This window comes from Pseudomonas brenneri, assembly GCF_007858285.1.
GTDB classification, from domain to species: Bacteria; Pseudomonadota; Gammaproteobacteria; order Pseudomonadales; family Pseudomonadaceae; genus Aquipseudomonas; species Aquipseudomonas brenneri.
In genome coordinates this window covers 128,516-146,337 of sequence record NZ_VFIL01000009.1, presented here as the reverse complement: position 1 = coordinate 146,337, position 17,822 = coordinate 128,516, and the positions used below count along the sequence as shown (strand labels likewise).

The 17,822-nt window shown below is 61.8% G+C and carries 15 protein-coding genes; 12 read left to right on the top strand and 3 right to left on the bottom strand.

Features of this window, described 5'->3' with window-relative positions:
- Nucleotides 1-68: 68 nt before the first annotated feature.
- Together betT and epsC are read right to left on the bottom strand one after the other, a co-directional pair.
- A complete protein-coding gene (gene betT / locus FJD34_RS20170) occupies nt 69-2,033 on the bottom strand; it encodes a choline transporter BetT (RefSeq protein ID WP_167360839.1) in 1,965 nt (654 codons plus the stop codon).
- 358 nt (nt 2,034-2,391) lie between these two features.
- On the bottom strand, nt 2,392-3,318 hold the full coding sequence (epsC, locus tag FJD34_RS20165; protein WP_032856575.1) for a serine O-acetyltransferase EpsC: 927 nt from the start codon (nt 3,316-3,318) through the stop codon (nt 2,392-2,394).
- A gap of 167 nt (nt 3,319-3,485) precedes the next feature.
- Here epsC and FJD34_RS20160 point away from each other — a divergent pair, with 167 nt between their 5' ends.
- From FJD34_RS20160 to FJD34_RS20105, 12 genes are all read left to right on the top strand, one after another.
- Nucleotides 3,486-4,478 carry a D-cysteine desulfhydrase gene (locus tag FJD34_RS20160; protein ID WP_032856574.1) on the top strand — a complete coding sequence of 331 codons (993 nt, stop codon included), beginning with the start codon at nt 3,486-3,488 and terminating at the stop codon, nt 4,476-4,478.
- Between the two features lie 196 nt (nt 4,479-4,674).
- The gene (tcyJ, locus tag FJD34_RS20155; protein ID WP_090292691.1) at nt 4,675-5,469 is read left to right on the top strand and encodes a cystine ABC transporter substrate-binding protein; all 795 of its coding nucleotides are present in this window, start codon (nt 4,675-4,677) and stop codon (nt 5,467-5,469) included.
- Complete coding sequence (gene tcyL, locus FJD34_RS20150) at nt 5,469-6,134, top strand: cystine ABC transporter permease (RefSeq protein ID WP_029299561.1); 666 nt, start codon at nt 5,469-5,471, stop codon at nt 6,132-6,134. Before tcyJ ends, tcyL begins: the two co-directional genes overlap by 1 nt.
- Nucleotides 6,135-6,137: 3 nt before the next feature.
- Nucleotides 6,138-6,884 carry an L-cystine ABC transporter ATP-binding protein TcyN gene (gene tcyN, locus FJD34_RS20145; RefSeq protein ID WP_032856572.1) on the top strand — a complete coding sequence of 249 codons (747 nt, stop codon included), beginning with the start codon at nt 6,138-6,140 and terminating at the stop codon, nt 6,882-6,884.
- A 367-nt stretch (nt 6,885-7,251) separates the two neighbouring features.
- Entirely contained in the window at nt 7,252-8,028 is a 777-nt protein-coding gene (locus FJD34_RS20140) for a hypothetical protein (RefSeq protein ID WP_032856571.1), read from the top strand.
- Nucleotides 8,029-8,212: 184 nt separating this feature from the next.
- Nucleotides 8,213-9,454: an SfnB family sulfur acquisition oxidoreductase gene (locus tag FJD34_RS20135; protein ID WP_065944478.1), complete on the top strand. Its 1,242-nt coding sequence runs from the start codon at nt 8,213-8,215 to the stop codon at nt 9,452-9,454.
- Between the two features lie 23 nt (nt 9,455-9,477).
- Complete coding sequence (locus tag FJD34_RS20130) at nt 9,478-10,671, top strand: SfnB family sulfur acquisition oxidoreductase (protein ID WP_090292689.1); 1,194 nt, start codon at nt 9,478-9,480, stop codon at nt 10,669-10,671.
- The gene (locus FJD34_RS20125; protein WP_090292687.1) at nt 10,671-12,023 is read left to right on the top strand and encodes an LLM class flavin-dependent oxidoreductase; all 1,353 of its coding nucleotides are present in this window, start codon (nt 10,671-10,673) and stop codon (nt 12,021-12,023) included. Before FJD34_RS20130 ends, FJD34_RS20125 begins: the two co-directional genes overlap by 1 nt.
- Nucleotides 12,024-12,142: 119 nt before the next feature.
- Nucleotides 12,143-12,952, top strand: coding sequence for a MetQ/NlpA family ABC transporter substrate-binding protein (locus tag FJD34_RS20120; RefSeq protein ID WP_090292685.1), 810 nt, complete (start codon nt 12,143-12,145; stop codon nt 12,950-12,952).
- A gap of 2 nt (nt 12,953-12,954) precedes the next feature.
- Nucleotides 12,955-14,070 (top strand): methionine ABC transporter ATP-binding protein, encoded by a 1,116-nt coding sequence (locus FJD34_RS20115; RefSeq protein WP_090292684.1) that lies wholly within the window; start codon nt 12,955-12,957, stop codon nt 14,068-14,070.
- Nucleotides 14,060-14,704, top strand: a complete 645-nt coding sequence (locus FJD34_RS20110) for a methionine ABC transporter permease (protein WP_032856565.1) — start codon at nt 14,060-14,062, stop codon at nt 14,702-14,704. Before FJD34_RS20115 ends, FJD34_RS20110 begins: the two co-directional genes overlap by 11 nt.
- A 40-nt stretch (nt 14,705-14,744) precedes the next feature.
- On the top strand, nt 14,745-15,371 hold the full coding sequence (locus tag FJD34_RS20105; protein WP_090292682.1) for a class I SAM-dependent methyltransferase: 627 nt from the start codon (nt 14,745-14,747) through the stop codon (nt 15,369-15,371).
- Between the two features lie 113 nt (nt 15,372-15,484).
- Here the strand turns inward: FJD34_RS20105 and FJD34_RS20100 are convergent, their stop codons facing one another.
- Entirely contained in the window at nt 15,485-17,710 is a 2,226-nt protein-coding gene (locus tag FJD34_RS20100; protein WP_090293246.1) for a glycoside hydrolase, read from the bottom strand.
- Between the last annotated feature and the right edge of the window lie 112 nt (nt 17,711-17,822).

Genomic DNA, 17,822 nt, shown 5'->3' with positions numbered 1-17,822 from the left:
TGCGGGGCATCAGATGCCCCGCGTTATCGTTGACGATCTTCGCGAGCAAGCTCGCTCCTACAGTTTGTTCAGCGAACCAGATGCAGGAACTGCAAGTGCCGTTCGTACTGGTCAAGGATGTCGTTGATGATCTGCTCCTTGGTGTAGCCCACCAGGTCATAGTCCTGGCTGCCCTCGCTCAAGTGCACTTCCGCCCGGTAATAGCGACGGTTGTTGATGGCCTTGGAGCCCAGCCCACCGAGGGCAAAGGACGGCGTGAAGTACCCGCGCATTTGCACCTGGTAGATAAACGGACGCTCTTCACCGTGGCCGATCTCCAGGCTGACGCTGTCGTTGGCCGGGTCAGGCTGGGTGACGACGTTCAGGCCCTTCTCGACAAACACCGCAGTCACTTCTTCAATCGCCGGGCGCACCGTGGTTTCAAGGAAGCGGTACACCTCATCGCGCGAGGGGAAATGCACTGCCTGGCTCAAGCGCTGGCGCCAGCCGCCACGGCCTCTGCGTGAAGCCGCCGAGACGGGTGTCAGGGAATGCATCCGCGCAATCTGCTTCTGCGATTCGAGGTAGAACGCCTTGTGCAGCCCCAACATCATCAACAGCAGGATCAACGAGAACGGCAGCGAGGTCAGCACCACCGCTGACTTGAGCGAATCGATGCTGCCGGCGAACAGCAAGGCGCTGGTCACCAGCGCCGTCATCGCGCCCCAGAACACCCGTAGCCACTTCGGCCCGTCTTCATCGGCGTTGCCGCCCTTGGACGACAGGGTCGACAGCACCACGGTGCCGGAGTCGGCCGAGGTGACGAAGAATACGAAGCTAATAAACACCGTGACCGCAATCACGGTCTTGCTCCAGGGATAGGTTTCCAGCAGCAGGTAGAGGCTCATCGATGGATTGTCGATGGCCGACTGACCCAGCGCAGCCATCCCATGGTTGAGTACCTGGTCAATGGCGCTGTTGCCGAAGATCGACATCCAGGCCAGGGTGAAGCCCAGCGGGATCAGCAGCACGCCAAAGACGAACTCACGGATGGTCCGGCCACGGGAAATGCGTGCGATAAACAGACCCACGAACGGCGACCATGCAATCCACCAGGCCCAGTAGAACACGGTCCAACCGCCAAGCCAGTCGCTGGGTTCGTTGTAGGCGTAGACGTCAAAACTCTTGGTTGGCAACGCGCCGAGGTAGTCGCCCAGGTTCTGGATCAAGGTGTTGAGCAAATGCTGGGTGGGGCCTGCGAACAGCACAAACAGCAACAACGCACAGGCCAGCAACATGTTGATATCGGACATGACCCGCACGCCCTTGTCGACCCCGGCGATGGCCACCAGGATCGCCGCGCCCATCATCAGGGTGATCAGGCCGACCTGGATCCATTGGGTGTGGGCGATGCCGAACAGGTAGTCCAGGCCAGAATTGAGGTGCAACACCCCAAAGCCCATGTCAGCGCCCAGGCCGAACACCGTGGCGATAATGCCAAAGCCGTCCACCGCATAGCCGATGGGGCCGTTGATGCGCTTGCCGATCAGCGGGTACAGCGCCGAGCGCAGGGCCAGCGGCAAGTTATGTCGATAGGCGAAATACGCCAGGGCCATGCCGACAAACGCAAACACGCCCCAGCCATGCAGCCCCCAATGCAGGAACAGCACCTGCATGGCCTGGCGCGCCGCATCGGCATTCAAGGCTTCACCCTGAGGCGGTTGCACCAGGTGGGTCAACGGCTCCGAGACGCAGAAGAAAAACAGCGTGATGCTGATCCCGGCGGCGAACAGCATGCCGGCCCAGGACAGGTAACTGAATTCGGGCTCGTCGTGGTCGGCACCGAGTTTGATCTTGCCGTAGCCAGACAGCGCGGTGACCACCACGAAGACCAGATACAGGGTCATCGCCAGCATGTAGTACCAGCCAACCGTATTGGCCGCCCAGTTTTGCGCGGCCAGCAACCAGGCACCGGCCTGTTCGGGGATCGCGATGACGGTGAGGCCAAATAGCAGGATGAAACTCGCGGCGAAGTAAAAAACCGGCGCATTCATGCGCACCAGGCCGCTTGAAGGGGTAGAGGATGCACTCATGAACGGTGCACCTCGATGGGGTCGGATGTGGCTGTAAAAAACGGACTCAGCAAAGGTAAGCCTCCTGTTGTGAGCGGGCAGCGAACCACCGGTTTAACTTGAACGAACGTTCAAGTTAAACATGGATAGGTGGTCTGGGACTAATCGCAGGGCTGAGTGGTAGGTAATTCCTACACTAGCTCAAGGAAGGGTATGACGGGTGGGAAAGGCAAAACGTTCAGCATTTACTGATTGAATTTGGAATACAGGCAAATGTGGGAGCGGGCTTGCTCGCTCCCACATTTGGGTCTTCATTGTCCTGAATGATGTGTTCGCAACACTACTTCTGCGTACCGTCATCATGCTGCAAATTCGCCTGCGTGATATTCGCCCCCGCCGGCACGCTGCGGGTCAGCCACACATTGCCGCCAATGGTCGAGCCCTTGCCGATGGTGATCCGCCCCAGGATCGTCGCCCCGGCATAGATCACCACATCGTCCTCGACAATCGGGTGGCGCGGGTGGCCCTTCTGCAACTGCCCATCTTCGTCTGCCGGGAAACGCTTGGCGCCCAGGGTCACCGCCTGGTAAATGCGTACTCGCTCGCCAATGATCGCCGTCTCGCCAATCACCACGCCCGTACCGTGGTCGATAAAGAAACTCGGGCCGATCTGCGCGCCTGGGTGAATGTCGATGCCGGTGGCCGAATGCGCGATTTCCGCGCTGATCCGTGCCAACAGCGGCAACCCGGCACGATACAAATGGTGGGCCAGGCGATGGTGGATCACCGCCAGGATCCCCGGATAGCACAGCAATACCTCATCCACACTGCGTGCGGCCGGGTCGCCGTGATAGGCCGCCAGCACATCGGTATCCAACAGGCTGCGCAGTGCCGGCAAGGCCAGGGCAAAGTCCTGGATCAAGCGGATGGCCAGCGCATCGACCTGATTGTCGGCTTCGCCACCCTGGCGTGCGGCATAACGCAACTCCAGGCGGGCCTGGGTGAGCAAGGCATTCAAGGCCACGTCGAGGGTATGGCCGACATAGAAGTCCTCACTTTCTTCGCGCAAATCCACCGGCCCCAGGCGCATGGGGAACAGTGCGCCACACAACGCTTCAAGAATCTGCGCCACCGCCTCACGGGAAGGTAATTCACGACCACCCTGCTCGCCGCTGACCCGCCCGTTGCGGGTACGCCACTGATCCCGGGCGCCTCGCAACTGGCTGACGATGGTCTGTAATTGCCAATGACTGGAACGCTCGCTCACGGTATTCACTCCTGACGTAATGGCCATCACTTTACGATATGCCACCGGGTCGCCATTAAGAACCAATGGTGCATTGCTAATAACCATTTAGCATAAGCAACTGAAGGTTGCCCGCGCAAAAAGCCCTGCCTATAGTCCTTCCCATCTCCTATGACTCGTGCGTAACCATGATCAAACAACAGCTCGACCGTTTTAATCGTCTGGAACTGCTGGGTGGCGCCACCGCCCTGGAAAAACTCGAACGACTGTCGACCTGGCTGGGCCGTGATATCTACATCAAGCGTGACGACACCACGCCGCTGGCCATGGGCGGCAACAAGCTGCGCAAGCTCGAATACCTCGCCGCCGATGCCCTGGCCCAGGGCGCCGACACGCTGATCACCGCCGGTGCTATCCAGTCCAACCATGTGCGCCAGACCGCCGCCCTCGCGGCCAAGCTGGGCCTGGGGTGTGTCGCCCTGCTGGAAAACCCCACGGGCACCGACGACCCCAACTACCTGGGCAATGGCAACCGCTTGTTGGTAGAGCTGTTCGACGCCAAAGTCGAACAGGTCGAAAACCTGGACAACGCCGACGAGCAACTCGACGCCCTGGCCGAACGCCTGCGCAACAACGGCAAAAAGCCATACCTGGTGCCTATCGGCGGTTCCAACGCTCTGGGCGCCCTGGGTTATGTGCGCGCCGGCCTGGAACTGGCCGGGCAGATCAAAGACAGCGGCCTGCAGTTCGCGGCGGTGGTCCTGGCCTCTGGTAGCGCTGGCACCCACAGCGGCCTGGCACTGGCGTTGAGTGAAGCGCTGCCGGACTTGCCGGTGATTGGCGTCACGGTATCGCGCACCGACGAAGCGCAACGGCCCAAAGTGCAGGGCCTGGCCGAGCGGACGGCGCAATTGCTGGGGGTGGATGTACCCGACGCGTTCAAGGTGATTCTGTGGGACGAATACTTTGCCCCACGCTACGGCGAACCCAACGCTGGCACCCTGGCGGCAATCAAGCTGCTGGCGAGCCAGGAAGGCCTGTTGCTCGACCCGGTGTACACCGGCAAGGCGATGGCGGGGTTGCTTGATGGTATCGGGCGCGGGGCATTCGAGGACGGCCCGATCATCTTCCTGCACACCGGCGGGGCGCCGGCGTTGTTTGCCTATGACTCATTGTTCTGACGGGAGGCATGTCCGCTCTCACAATTGAATTTTCATCGAATTCATATTCCTTAATAGAATATAAAACTGAATTTATATTATTTTTAACACTTTAAAACCCGCCCTATAGTCGCGCTCCCACACACCGCGTTTTTAGGGCAGGATACGACCACTGCGTCACCTGCTTCGCACACCATAAAAAACACAGGGGCTTGTCATGACTATTTCTGTATTGCGTCGCACATTGCTGGTTGGCACGTTGGGCCTGGCCCTTGGCGCCGGGTTGCTGGGCCAGGCGGTTGCCGGCGAGCAACTGGACAAGATCAAGAAGGCCGGCGAGATCAAGATCGGCCTGGAAGGCACCTACCCACCGTTCAGCTTCGTTGATGAAAGCGGCAAACTCAGCGGCTTTGAGGTCGAGTTGTCCGAAGCCCTAGCCAAGGAGCTGGGCGTCAAGGTCAAGCTGCAAGCCACCCCATGGGACGGCATCCTCGCCGCACTGGAATCCAAGCGCCTCGACGCCGTGGTCAACCAGGTGACGATCTCCGAAGAGCGCCAGAAAAAGTACGATTTCTCCAAGCCCTACACCGTCTCCGGGATCCAGGCCCTGACCCTGGCGAAAAACGTCGACACCATCAAGACCGCCAACGACCTGGCCGGCAAGAAAGTCGGGGTAGGCCTGGGCACCAACTACGAACAATGGCTCAAGGACAATCAACCCAAAGCCATCATCAAGACCTATAACGACGACCCGACCAAGTTCCAGGACCTGCGCATCGGCCGTATCGACGCGATTCTGATCGACCGCCTGGCGGCCCTGGAATATGCCAAGAAAGCCAAGGACACCGCCGCTGCCGGTGATGCCTTCTCGCGCCAGGAAGCCGGGATTGCGCTGCGCAAAGGCGAGCCTGAACTGCTCGAAGCGGTCAACCAGGCTCTCGACAAACTGCGCGCCAACGGCACCTTGAAGAAGCTGTCCGAGAAATACTTCAACGCTGACGTCACTCAATAATGGAAGCAGGTTTCCAACTCGCGCTCGACTCCGCGCCCTTTCTGCTCAAGGGCGCGTATTACACGGTGATCCTCAGCCTCGGCGGGATGTTCTTCGGCTTGCTGCTGGGCTTCGGCCTGGCCTTGATGCGCCTGTCGCGCTTCAAGCTCTTGAGCTGGACCGCCCGGGTGTACGTGTCGTTCTTTCGCGGCACGCCGTTGCTGGTGCAGCTGTTCTTGATCTACTACGGCTTGCCGCAAGTGGGGATCGAGCTGGATCCGATCCCGGCGGCGATGATCGGCTTTTCGCTGAACATGGCCGCCTACGCCTGTGAAATCCTGCGCGCCGCCATCGGTTCCATCGAGCGTGGCCAGTGGGAAGCTGCCGCCAGTATCGGCATGACCCGCGCGCAGACCCTGCGCCGGGCCATTCTGCCGCAGGCGATGCGCACGGCCCTGCCGCCTTTGGGCAACAGCTTTATTTCGCTGGTCAAGGACACGGCGCTGGCCGCTACCATCCAGGTGCCCGAGTTGTTCCGCCAAGCCCAACTGGTGTCTGCGCGCACCTTTGAAATTTTCACCATGTACCTGTCTGCGGCCCTGATCTACTGGGTCCTGGCAAGCATCCTGGCGCATTTTCAGAATCGCCTGGAAGACCGGGTCAACCGGCATGACCTGGAGTCTTGAAGCATGATCGTGGTTGAAAAACTGACCAAACAATTCAAAGGTCAGGTGGTGCTCAACGGGATCGACCTGGAGGTCAAGGAAGGCGAAGTCGTCGCCATCATCGGCCCCAGCGGTTCCGGCAAGACTACCTTCCTGCGCTGCCTGAATTTCCTCGAAGAACCTACAAGCGGCCGGATCAAGGTGGGCGACATCGAGATCGACAGCAGCCGCCCGCTCAACCAGCAACAGAGCCTGGTACGGCGCCTGCGCCAGCACGTAGGTTTTGTATTCCAGAGCTTCAACCTGTTCCCCCATCGCACCGCGCTGGAAAACGTCATCGAAGGCCCGCTGGTGGTCAAGAAGATGCCGCGCGAAGCGGCCGACCGCCTGGGTCGCGCACTGCTGGCCAAGGTCGGCCTTGCGGGCAAGGAAGATGCCTACCCCCGGCGCCTGTCCGGTGGCCAGCAGCAGCGGGTGGCCATTGCCCGTGCGTTGGCGATGGAGCCGGAAGTGATCCTGTTCGATGAGCCGACCTCGGCCCTCGACCCGGAGTTGGTCGGTGAAGTGCTGGCGACCATCCGCAGCCTCGCTGAAGAGAATCGCACCATGGTCATCGTCACCCACGAAATGAGCTTTGCGCGGGATGTAGCCAACCGGGTGATCTTTTTCGACAAGGGTGTGATCGTCGAGCAAGGCGAAGCCAAGGCGTTGTTTGCCAACCCCAGGGAGGAACGGACCCGGCAGTTCCTCAGCAAATTCCTCACCCACTAAAACAACCCTGGCCTACTGTAGGAGCGAGCTTGCTCGCGAAAAACGTCAACGATAACGCGCAGAATCAGATTAACCGTGTCGTCTGGGCGTTCTTCGCGAGCAAGCTCGCTCCTACAGGGATTGGCGCTACTCACATAGAAAAGCACCCCACCCGATCCCGCCTTTAAAACCCCTCTCAGTAAGACCCTTCTGAATAATCCCAAACCCGCCGTTTAGCCTTTTGCCGCCATTGACGCCCTCCGGCCAACCCTCTTATCTAAGGCCCAGAGGATTGGATCCTATCCTGGCTTTTCAAAAAATCGTTCCTTTCGAACCCCATCCCTGAGGTTCGGAACGATTGCTGCTGGCTGCATCAAGGAGATTATTTATGACGTACATCCGCCCCCTGGCCATGCTCGCCGCGCCGACACTGCCCCAGGCCATCAAACAAGGTATCAATGCGCAGGCCGCTACCCATTTGCAGGTCGATATCGCCCCCTATCCGGACATGGGCAAGGGCGACTTGATCGAGCTGTTCTGGAACAACTGCTTTGCCGCCTCCAAGCGCGTGAGTACCGCCGATATCGGCCAACCCAGCAGTCTGCGAGTGCCGGAGAGCTTTGTGCAAAATGGCGCCGCGCGGGTTCATTACCGGGTCATGCAGGTGGGGCGCGGACCGGCACGTTCCCTGATCACCCGCGTGCAGGTCAAGACCGCTTGCCCAGGCGGCCAGCCCTCGGTGCTATGCGGTGAAGAAAACCAGAGTCTGGCCCCCGTCGACCTGCCTGAAACCATCCGCCGCCATGGCGTCAACCCCAGCCAGATTCGCCGGGGCGTACCGTTGACCATCGAGCCATACCTGAACATGGCCGCCGGTGATGCAATCACCCTGCGCTGGGGTGATGCGCGCCTGGACCTGCCTCGCATCCAGGCCAACGAGGTGGGCCAGCCTGTACAAGTGTGGGTGCCTTCGGCGCTGATCCTGGAAGCCGGCGACGATGCCCGCCAGGAGGTCACCTACTGCGTGATAGACCGCGTGGGCAACAACTCCCGCTGGGCACCGGCACGTACCGTGAGCATCGCCCAGGCGCATGCGCATGGCTCGGCAGGCAGCCTGTCGGTGTACCAGCCACGGCGTCCTGGCTCGCCCTGCGAGCCGGGGTGACAGACCTTCTATGCATATTCCTAAAAGTTAGTTTATTTAAAAAATAAACACGCTTAGGGTATATGAACCGGACCACCGGACATTCCTGATTTTTAAGCTTTCCACGGATGTGAGGTAGGTATGGTCAAAATTACCCCGGTGCACAACGCCAGGGCATTACGTGTCGCCACGCAGGGGCGCACCGATGTCTAACTTGGCGCAATCGCCCCTCCAGAGTGATCTGGATATCGCCCCGCTGCTGTTGCCCACCAAGGTGTTGCGCAACGACAGTGAAGCCCTTGCCGCTGCCCATGAGCTTGCCCAGGCCGCCCGCCTGCAAGCCGGGCTGCGCGACCGCCAGCGCAAACTGCCCTGGGCCGAGATCGAACAGTTCACCCGCAGCGGCCTGGGCAGTATTTCCATCCCCCGCGAATACGGTGGCCCGCAAGTGTCGTTCGTGACCCTGGCCGAAGTGTTCGCGATTATCAGCGCCGCCGACCCGGCCCTGGGGCAGATCCCACAGAACCATTTCGGCATCTTGCATGTGTTGCAAGGCGCCGCCAGCCAAGAGCAGAAGAAGCAGTTGTTCCAAAGCGTCCTCGATGGCTGGCGCATCGGCAATGGCGGCCCGGAGCGCGGCACTAAAAACACTCTGGACTTGAAGGCCCGGATCAGTGCCGAGGGTGACGGTTTTGTCATCAACGGCCAGAAGTTCTACTCCACCGGCGCGCTGTTTGCCCATTGGGTCGCGGTCAAGGCTCTGGACGACGAAGGTCGCCAGGTCATGGCTTTTGTGCGCCGCGCCGCGCCGGGGTTGCGCATCGTCGATGACTGGTCGGGCTTTGGCCAGCGCACCACCGCCAGCGGCACCGTACTGCTGAACAACGTGCCGGTGGACGCCGATCTGGTGGTGCCGACCTGGCGCCTGGGGCAAAGCCCCGGCATCCAGGGCGCGGTCTCGCAATTGATCCAGGCGGCCATCGACGCCGGTATCGCCCGTGGCGCCCTCGACGACACCATCAGTTTTGTACGTGAGCGCGCGCGACCCTGGATCGACGCCAAGGTCGAGCGCGCCAGTGATGACCTCTACGTGATTGCCGATATCGGCAAACTGAAAATCGAGCTGCACGCCGCCGAAGCGCTGCTGCGCAAGGCCGGCCAGGTACTGGACCAGGTCAGCGCCGCGCCCATCACCGAGCACTCCGCCGCACGGGCCTCGATTGCCGTGGCACAAGCCAAGGTGCTGACCACCGAAGTCTCGTTGCTGGTCAGCGAGAAGCTCTTCGAACTGGCCGGCAGCCGCGCCACCCTTGCCGAATTCAACCTCGACCGGCACTGGCGCAATGCACGGGTACACACCCTCCACGACCCGGTGCGCTGGAAGTATCACGCGGTGGGCGCCTGGCACCTCAACGCAACATTGCCGGCCCGGCATTCCTGGATCTGACGACCAGACATCTGGAGAAAAACATGACGCTTTCCCATCCTGTCGCGGTCATCACCAGCGATGAACAAGCCCTGATTGTCGCCAGCGACCTGGCCGAAGACTTTCGCCGCGACAGCGCCCTGCGCGACCGCGAACGCCGCCTGCCGCTCGCCGAGCTGGAAGCCTTTTCCCGCTCCGGCCTGTGGGGCATCAGCGTGCCCAAGGCCTACGGCGGCGCTGGCGTATCCAACGTCACCCTGGCCAAGGTCATCGCGCTGATCGCCCAGGCCGATGCTTCATTGGGGCAGATCCCGCAGAACCATTTCTATGCCCTGGAAGTGCTGCGGGTCAATGGCAGCCCGGCTCAGCAGCAACGCCTGTACGCCGAGGTCCTGGCCGGTCAGCGCTTTGGCAATGCCCTTGCGGAACTGGGCACCAAGACTGCCCATGACCGGGTGACCGCGCTTACCCGTGACGGCGACGGATTTCGTATCAGTGGCCGCAAGTTCTACGCCACCGGCGCGATCTACGCCCAGCGCATTCCCACCTCGGTGGTGGACGAGCACGGCGTGCAGCAACTGGCTTTTGTCCCGCACGACAGCCAGGGCCTGACGGTGATCGACGACTGGAGCGGCTTTGGCCAGCGCACCACCGGCAGCGGCTCGGTGGTGTTCGACAAGGTATGGGTCGCGGCCGAAGACGTGATCCCATTCCAGAGCGCCTTCGAGCGCCCGACCACCGTGGGCCCGCTGGCCCAGATCCTCCACGCCGCCATCGACACCGGCATCGCCCGCGCGGCCTTTGAAGATGCCCTGCATTTTGTGCGCACCAAGACCCGGCCGTGGATCGACTCGGGCAACGACAAGGCCAGCGAAGACCCGCTGACCCTCAAGAGCTTCGGCCACCTGAGCGTGCGCCTGCACGCCACCGAAGCCCTGCTGGAGCGCTCCGGTGAATACCTCGACCGCGCCCAGGCCGACAGCAACGCGCAAACCGTCGCTGCGGCATCGATTGCCGTGGCCGAAGCCCGCGCCCTGAGCACCGAAATTTCCCTGGCCGCCGGCAGCACCCTGTTCGAACTCGCCGGCAGCCAGGCGACCCTCGCCGAACATGGCCTGGATCGCCACTGGCGCAATGCCCGGGTGCACACGTTGCACGACCCGGTGCGCTGGAAGTATCACGCAGTCGGCAATTACTACCTCAACGATGAAAACCCGCCACTGCGGGGGACCATTTGATGCCGAAGAAAAAGATCCTGCTCAATGCCTTCAACATGAACTGCATCGGGCATATCAACCATGGGCTGTGGACCCATCCACGGGATACCTCGACCCAATACAAAACCGTCGAATACTGGACTGAACTGGCGCAATTGCTGGAGCGCGGCCTGTTCGACGGATTGTTCATCGCCGATATCGTCGGGGTGTACGACGTCTATCAAGGCTCGGTCGACGTGCCGCTCAAGGAGTCGATCCAACTGCCGGTCAACGACCCGCTGCTGCTGGTCTCGGCCATGGCCGCCGTGACCAGGAACCTCGGCTTCGGCCTGACCGCCAACCTGACCTACGAGCCGCCGTATCTGTTCGCCCGGCGCATGTCCACCCTGGATCACCTGAGCCGTGGCCGGGTGGGCTGGAACATTGTCACTGGCTACCTGGACAGCGCCGCCAAGGCCATGGGCCTCACCGAGCAGGTCGAGCATGACCGGCGCTACGACCAGGCCGACGAATACCTGGAGGTGCTGTACAAACTCTGGGAAGGCAGCTGGGAAGACGACGCGGTACTCAACGACCCGCAACAACGGATCTATGCCCTGCCGGGCAAGGTGCACAAGGTCGAGCACCATGGCGAGTTCTACCAGGTGGAGGGCTATCACCTGTGCGAGCCCTCGCCGCAGCGCACGCCGGTGCTGTTCCAGGCCGGCAGTTCGGAGCGCGGCCTGCTGTTTGCCGGGCGTCATGCCGAGTGCGTGTTTATCAGCGGGCAGAACAAGGCCGCGACCAAGGTGCAAGTGGACAAGGTACGCGCCAGTGCGGTCGAGGCCGGGCGCAACCCAGACGACATCAAGGTGTTCATGGGCCTCAACGTGATTGTCGGCGCCACCGAGGAACTGGCCTGGGCCAAGCATGCCGAGTACCTGAGCTACGCCAGTGCCGAAGCCGGCGTGGCGCATTTCAGTGCGTCTACCGCCATCGACTTTTCGCAGTACGAACTGGATGAACCAATCCAATACGTGAAGAGCAACGCCATCCAGTCAGCCACCAAGGCCTTGCAAAACAACGACTGGACCCGTCGCAAACTGCTGGAGCAACACGCCTTGGGCGGGCGCTATATCACCCTGGTGGGTTCGCCTGAACAGGTGGCCGATGAGCTGGAGTCCTGGATCGCCGAGACCGGCCTGGATGGCTTCAACCTGACGCGCATTGTTACACCGGAGAGCTATGTGGACTTTATCGAGCTGGTGATTCCCGAGTTGCAAAAGCGTGGGTCATACAAGACTGCTTATGACGCGGGCACCCTGCGCGAAAAAGTCTTCCACCGCGATGCCCATTTACCCAAACAACACACCGGCTCCACCTACCGCCACTAACCCCTGTAGGAGCGAGCTTGCTCGCGAAAATCGTTAACGATAACGCGGGGTGCCTGATACCCCGAGGCGCACTCAGGGCTTTCGCGAGCAAGCTCGCTCCTACATTTGGAATATCAATGATGAAAAAAACACTGCTCTCCCACCCAGTCAAAGCACTGGCCCTGGCCCTCGGTCTGTTCAGCTCGGCGGTGTTTGCCGCCGATGCGCCGCTCAAAGTCGGCACCACCGCCGCCTTTGCCATTCCCCTGGAGGCCGCCGTCGAAGAGGCCGGCAAGCAGGGCCTGAAAGTCGAGTTGGTGGAATTCACCGACTGGATCGCGCCCAACGTCAGCCTCGCCGCCGGCGATATCGACGTGAACTACTTCCAGCACATTCCGTTCCTGGAAAACGCCAAGGCCGCCGCCGGTTTTGACCTGGTGCCGTTCAAACCCGGGATCATCAACAACGTGGGCCTCTACTCGAAAAAATACAAAAGCTTCGACGATCTGCCCCAGGGCGCCAGCGTGGCCATCGCCAACGACCCGATCAACAGCGGGCGTGGCCTGCAACTGCTGGCCAAGGCGGGCTTGATCACCCTCAAGCCGGGCGTTGGCTACAAGGCTACCGAAGAAGACATCGTCGCCAACCCGAAAAAGATCAAGATCCTGCAAGTCGAAGCGGTGCAACTGGTGCGCGCCTATGACGATGCCGATCTGGTGCAGGGCTACCCGGCGTATATCCGCCTGTCCAAGACCTTCAATGCCGAGTCGGCGCTGCTGTTCGACGGCCTCGACCACCCGGAATACGTGATCCAGTTCGTGACCCAGCCCAAAGGCACAACCGACCCACGGGTGATCAAGTTCGTCGAGATCTACCAGCACTCGCCGGTGGTTCGCGCGGCCCTGGATAAATCTCTGGGCAAGCTCTACCAAGTCGGCTGGGAAGGCTAAGCATGAGCGCCGCCAACGCCCAACTGCGCGACCTGGGCACACCGCCCAGGGACGCCCGACAGACAGAACTGCATCCTGACCTGAACCACGCCCATGTGCGTTTTATCAACCTGGGCAAAACCTATGACGACACAGTGCATGCGCTGCAAGGCATCGACCTGGCGATCCAGCGCGGCGAAGTCTTCGGCATCATCGGCCGCAGCGGCGCCGGCAAGTCGTCGCTGATCCGCACCATCAACCGCCTGGAGCAACCCAGCAGCGGCCGGGTGCTGATCGATCAAGTGGATATCGGCGACTTCGACGAAGACCACCTGGTGGCCCTGCGCAGGCGCATCGGCATGATCTTCCAGCACTTCAACCTGATGTCGGCCAAGACCGTGTGGCAGAACGTCGAACTGCCGCTGAAAGTCGCCGGCGTACCCAAGCCACAGCGCGAGCAAAAAGTGCGTGAACTGCTGGAACTGGTGGGCTTGCAGGACAAGCACAAGGCCTATCCGGCGCAGTTGTCCGGCGGCCAGAAGCAACGCGTGGGCATCGCCCGCTCGCTGGTGCACGACCCGCAGATCCTGCTGTGCGACGAGGCCACTTCGGCCCTGGACCCGGAGACCACCCAGTCGATCCTCGGCCTGTTGCGCGAGATCAACCAGCGCCTGGGCCTGACCATCGTGCTGATCACCCATGAGATGGCGGTGATCCGCGAAATCTGTGACCGCGTGGTGGTGCTGGAGCACGGGCGGATCGTCGAGCAGGGCCCGGTGTGGGAAGTGTTTGGCAACCCTCGGCATGACGTCAGCAAGACCTTGCTCGCGCCCCTGCAACACGGCTTGCCCGAGGAGCTGCAAAAACGCTTGCAGGCCACGCCACAGTCAGCAGATGCGGCCGTGGTGCTGCGCCTGCAATTCACCGGCGCCAGCGCCGACGAGCCGGACCTGGCAGCGCTGTTCAGCGCCCTCGGCGGGCGCGTGCGCTTGCTGCAAGGCGGGGTCGAACGCATTCAAGGGCATGCACTGGGGCAATGGCTGCTGGCGGTGACGGGCTCAACCCTGGACGCCGACACATTACGCACCCGCGCCACGCGCTGGGCACAACAGGTCGAGGTGCTGGGCTATGTGGTTTGATCGTTTATTGCAGGGCGCCATCGACACCTTGTTGATGGTGGGCGTGTCGTCGCTGATCGCGTTGCTGGTGGGCATCCCGCTGGCGGTATTCCTGGTGACCAGTGACAAGGGCGGCATCTACCAGGCCCCGGCGTTGAACCGGGTGCTGGGGGCGTTCGTCAATCTGTTCCGCTCCATCCCGTTCCTGATTCTGATGGTGGCGCTGATCCCCTTCACCCGCCTGATCGTCGGCACCACCTACGGCGTGTGGGCCGCCGTGGTACCGCTGACCATCGCCGCCACGCCGTTCTTCGCACGGATCGCCGAGGTCAGCCTGCGCGAAGTCGACCATGGCCTGATCGAAGCCGCGCAGGCCATGGGCTGCCGGCGCTGGCATATCGTCTGGCATGTGCTGTTGCCGGAAGCGCTGCCGGGGATTGTCGGCGGGTTCACCATTACCCTGGTGACCATGATCAACTCCTCGGCCATGGCCGGGGCGATTGGCGCCGGGGGCCTGGGCGATATCGCCTACCGCTACGGCTACCAGCGCTTCGACAGCCAGATCATGCTCACGGTAATTGTGCTGCTGGTGATCCTGGTGGCGGTGATTCAACTGGGCGGCGATCGCCTGGCGCGCGTGCTCAACAAGCGCTGAGGTATAGTCGGCACCTCTCTTTGCCCTGGTGCCGACTGCCATGAAACTCGCCCCCGACGACCTCGACCAGATCACCTCCACCACCCTGGGCCACTACAACCAGGTGGCCGAGGACTTTCGCGAAGGCACCCGCGACCATGATGTGAGCCAGAACATCGAGGCGTTGCTGCGACATATCCAGGGTGATGCACCGTTTACCGTGCTGGATTTCGGCTGTGGGCCGGGGCGGGATTTGCAGACGTTTACCCGGCTGGGGCATATCGCCGTCGGGCTCGATGGCGCCGAGCGTTTCGCGCAGATGGCGCGCCAGGACAGCGGCTGCGAGGTGCTGCACCAGGACTTCCTCAAGCTCGACCTGCCGGCCGGGCGGTTCGATGGGATCTTTGCCAATGCGGTGCTGTTTCATATTCCCAAGCAGGAACTGCCGCGTATTCTCAGGCAGTTGCATGGAGCGTTGAAGCCGGGTGGGGTGTTGTTCAGCTCCAATCCCAGGGGGGAAAACCAGGAGGGCTGGAATGGGCCGCGTTATGGCTCGTATCACGACCTTGCGGCCTGGCAGGAGCTGCTGACTGCGGCGGGGCTTGTGGAGCTGGAGCACTACTATCGCCCGGCAGGACTGCCGCGCGAGCAGCAGCCCTGGTTGGCCAGTGTGTGGCGTAAGGCTTAGAGACCGGGGTGTCTGATCTGGCGCTTTCGCGAGCAAGCCCGCTCCCACATATTGATTTGTGAACACTCTCAAATGTGTGTGCGAGCTTGCCCGCGATGGACTCACAGGCGCCGCTAATCCACCTGATACACCACCGGCTCTGCCCCCACCACCAACGCCGTCACACTGCGCCCCGCATACCCCTCCCTCTGCTCACTCGCAAAATTGGCCACCAACCGCGTGCCATCGGTAAAGGTCGTCTGCTGCAGCAGCCGGTCGCCGCTCAGCCAGCGAAAATCTGTCAGTGCCTGGGTCGCCAGACGCTCATGCAACGGCCGGAAGAACCCATCCTGACGCTGGATCATTGGCAAGCGCTGTTTCAACGTAGCAGCGCTCAAGTGATAGAGCGGCGGTACGTTGTAAAGCAGTTGGGTCAGTTCGTTCTCCGCCTGCACATTGCTCAGCTTCAGGCTATCGAACAGCCAGTGATGGGTGGTGATGACCGAGCCATGGAACACCGCCTGATACAGCGGCAGGCGCATCGCCGGGGCAAAGTACACGGTGCGCAGCGGCTCTTTGAGTGGCACGCGCTTGAAGAATACCGCTGGCTGTTCCGGTGGGTACCAGGCCCCCACGTAGTAAGGCGATTGTTTATCCTGGGTCATCTCGCGGTCGCCCCAGCCCATGACCGGCGTCTGCATGCCATGGGCGAACAGCACGCCTCGGGCGGTGGTGGCGTTGCCGTCTTCGGAACCCACCGGCAACTGGAGGTGGTTGGCGATCCAGCGCGCCGCGTCGACATTCCCCTCGGCGTTCTGCGCCTGGGTCATGCCCAGCACTGAGCGATAGCTGTCAAACAGCATGCCGGTGGCGTAGGCATCGAGAAACCAGGCATTGAACCCGGCCTTGGCCTGCACCGCCGCCACCCGTGCTTGCAACAGCGGGCGCACGCAACGTGGGTCGGTGTAGTGCCCGGACTTCTGGAAGCCGGTCTTGAGCTGGCCATTCTTCAGCATGATCGCGCAGTCACGGTAGGCACGGCTGCCCAGGTGCGCGGTGGTCCAGTCAGGGTTTTCCGTATCTGCCAGTGCGGTCTCGTAGGAGTCGTAAGGCGCCATCAAGTACCCGGCCTCGACCCCCTTGCGCACTACCTCCGGGTGCCAGAGCCCGCCCTCCCAGCCTTCGCCCAGGGTCAGCAGCAGGCGTTGCAGGCCGCTGTCCTGCAGGGTTTTTATCGTCGCAGCGGACAACGTGCTACCCCAGGTTTCGGGGGTGACACTCAAGGCGCCGGCGAACGCCAGCGCCAGTTGCCGGCGGACAGTGCCATAGCCTTCGGCAAGCGCGTGCATGTCGGGCTCGGTCCTGGCTTGCCAGCCCTGGCGCGCCTTTTTGTTAAGCGCCGCATTGAGTCCTCGCAGCAGCACGGCTTGCTGGTAGCGATCCAGAAACGGCTGGGCGGCTTGCACCACCTGCGCCGCCTCAGCATCCAGCAGGCCATTGAGTTGCGCGCCCAACCCATCCGGTGCGCGCAACAATGCGCGTAACTGCACCCAGTCGCGTACATCGCCAAGGCCAAGCAGGTCATTGCCCCACAGGTACACATGGCTCGCGCCCAACAGTTTTTCACCGGCAGGCAGGCGTTGCAGTTTTTCTGCCAGCGGCTCGTACAGCCCCTGCTCCACCAGCCACTGGCGATAGCGCTTGGCACCGGCCAGCAAGTCGGCCTCGCCCAGGTTCAGGCGCAGGGTCATGGGCGCGGCCGGGTCCAGTGCGGTGAACTCATGGCGCACCGACAACCCCAGGCGCTGCCCCTCGGCCTGCCACTGCAAGCGATTGTTGTACGGGTTGGTCAGCAGCCAGTTGAGGGTAAACGTGCCATGGTCGACGCCCCATAACGGCAGGCTGAGGTCCTGAGTGCTGTTCACATCGCCATATTCAAGCAGGAAGTCTTGCCACAGGCGATTGCCGGCGGGGATGTAATGCCCTTCGGCGAGCGGCCAGATCAAGCCCTTGCCCATGGCGCTGGCCGGTTGTCGGAGGATTTCCAGCTCAGCGGCCTCGCGGGCGGTAACGGTGAGGATCAGGTCGCGCTGGTCCAGGTTGGCACTCAGGCGATAGGCCCCGTTATCCCATTGCCAATCGGCCTGTCGGCTGGACTGTTGCAACTGGCTGACCCCATGGGCCGCCACGCCACTGGAGGCCTGCACCGGCTCGCTGCCAGCAGGGGTGACGCGCACGGCCAGGGTCGCCGGGTCGAGTTCGACGCGCCATAGGGCGTTTTCCAACACGGTACCGGCAATCGCCAGGGGCGAGAGCAACAGCATGCAAACCATCAAGGTATGGCGCAGACAACGAGGCATGGCAAAGACCTTCACACAAGTGAAAGCCTGGAGGGTAAAACAATTGGTTACCCGAAAAGCGACCCATTAAGACTTTGAGACGTTTCCCACAGCCCCCACCGCACTGTAGGAC

Excerpts from the sequence above, each read along its gene's own strand:
- betT (WP_167360839.1), bottom strand. The coding sequence starts at position 2,033 with ATGAATGCGCCGGTTTTTTACTTCGCCGCGAGTTTCATCCTGCTATTT.
- FJD34_RS20115 (WP_090292684.1), top strand. The coding sequence starts at position 12,955 with ATGAGCGCCGCCAACGCCCAACTGCGCGACCTGGGCACACCGCCCAGG.
- tcyN (WP_032856572.1), top strand. The coding sequence starts at position 6,138 with ATGATCGTGGTTGAAAAACTGACCAAACAATTCAAAGGTCAGGTGGTG.
- FJD34_RS20125 (WP_090292687.1), top strand. The coding sequence starts at position 10,671 with ATGCCGAAGAAAAAGATCCTGCTCAATGCCTTCAACATGAACTGCATC.
- FJD34_RS20105 (WP_090292682.1), top strand. The coding sequence starts at position 14,745 with ATGAAACTCGCCCCCGACGACCTCGACCAGATCACCTCCACCACCCTG.
- FJD34_RS20140 (WP_032856571.1), top strand. The coding sequence starts at position 7,252 with ATGACGTACATCCGCCCCCTGGCCATGCTCGCCGCGCCGACACTGCCC.
- tcyL (WP_029299561.1), top strand. The coding sequence starts at position 5,469 with ATGGAAGCAGGTTTCCAACTCGCGCTCGACTCCGCGCCCTTTCTGCTC.
- FJD34_RS20130 (WP_090292689.1), top strand. The coding sequence starts at position 9,478 with ATGACGCTTTCCCATCCTGTCGCGGTCATCACCAGCGATGAACAAGCC.
- FJD34_RS20135 (WP_065944478.1), top strand. The coding sequence starts at position 8,213 with ATGTCTAACTTGGCGCAATCGCCCCTCCAGAGTGATCTGGATATCGCC.
- FJD34_RS20110 (WP_032856565.1), top strand. The coding sequence starts at position 14,060 with ATGTGGTTTGATCGTTTATTGCAGGGCGCCATCGACACCTTGTTGATG.
- FJD34_RS20100 (WP_090293246.1), bottom strand. The coding sequence starts at position 17,710 with ATGCCTCGTTGTCTGCGCCATACCTTGATGGTTTGCATGCTGTTGCTC.
- tcyJ (WP_090292691.1), top strand. The coding sequence starts at position 4,675 with ATGACTATTTCTGTATTGCGTCGCACATTGCTGGTTGGCACGTTGGGC.
- FJD34_RS20160 (WP_032856574.1), top strand. The coding sequence starts at position 3,486 with ATGATCAAACAACAGCTCGACCGTTTTAATCGTCTGGAACTGCTGGGT.
- FJD34_RS20120 (WP_090292685.1), top strand. The coding sequence starts at position 12,143 with ATGAAAAAAACACTGCTCTCCCACCCAGTCAAAGCACTGGCCCTGGCC.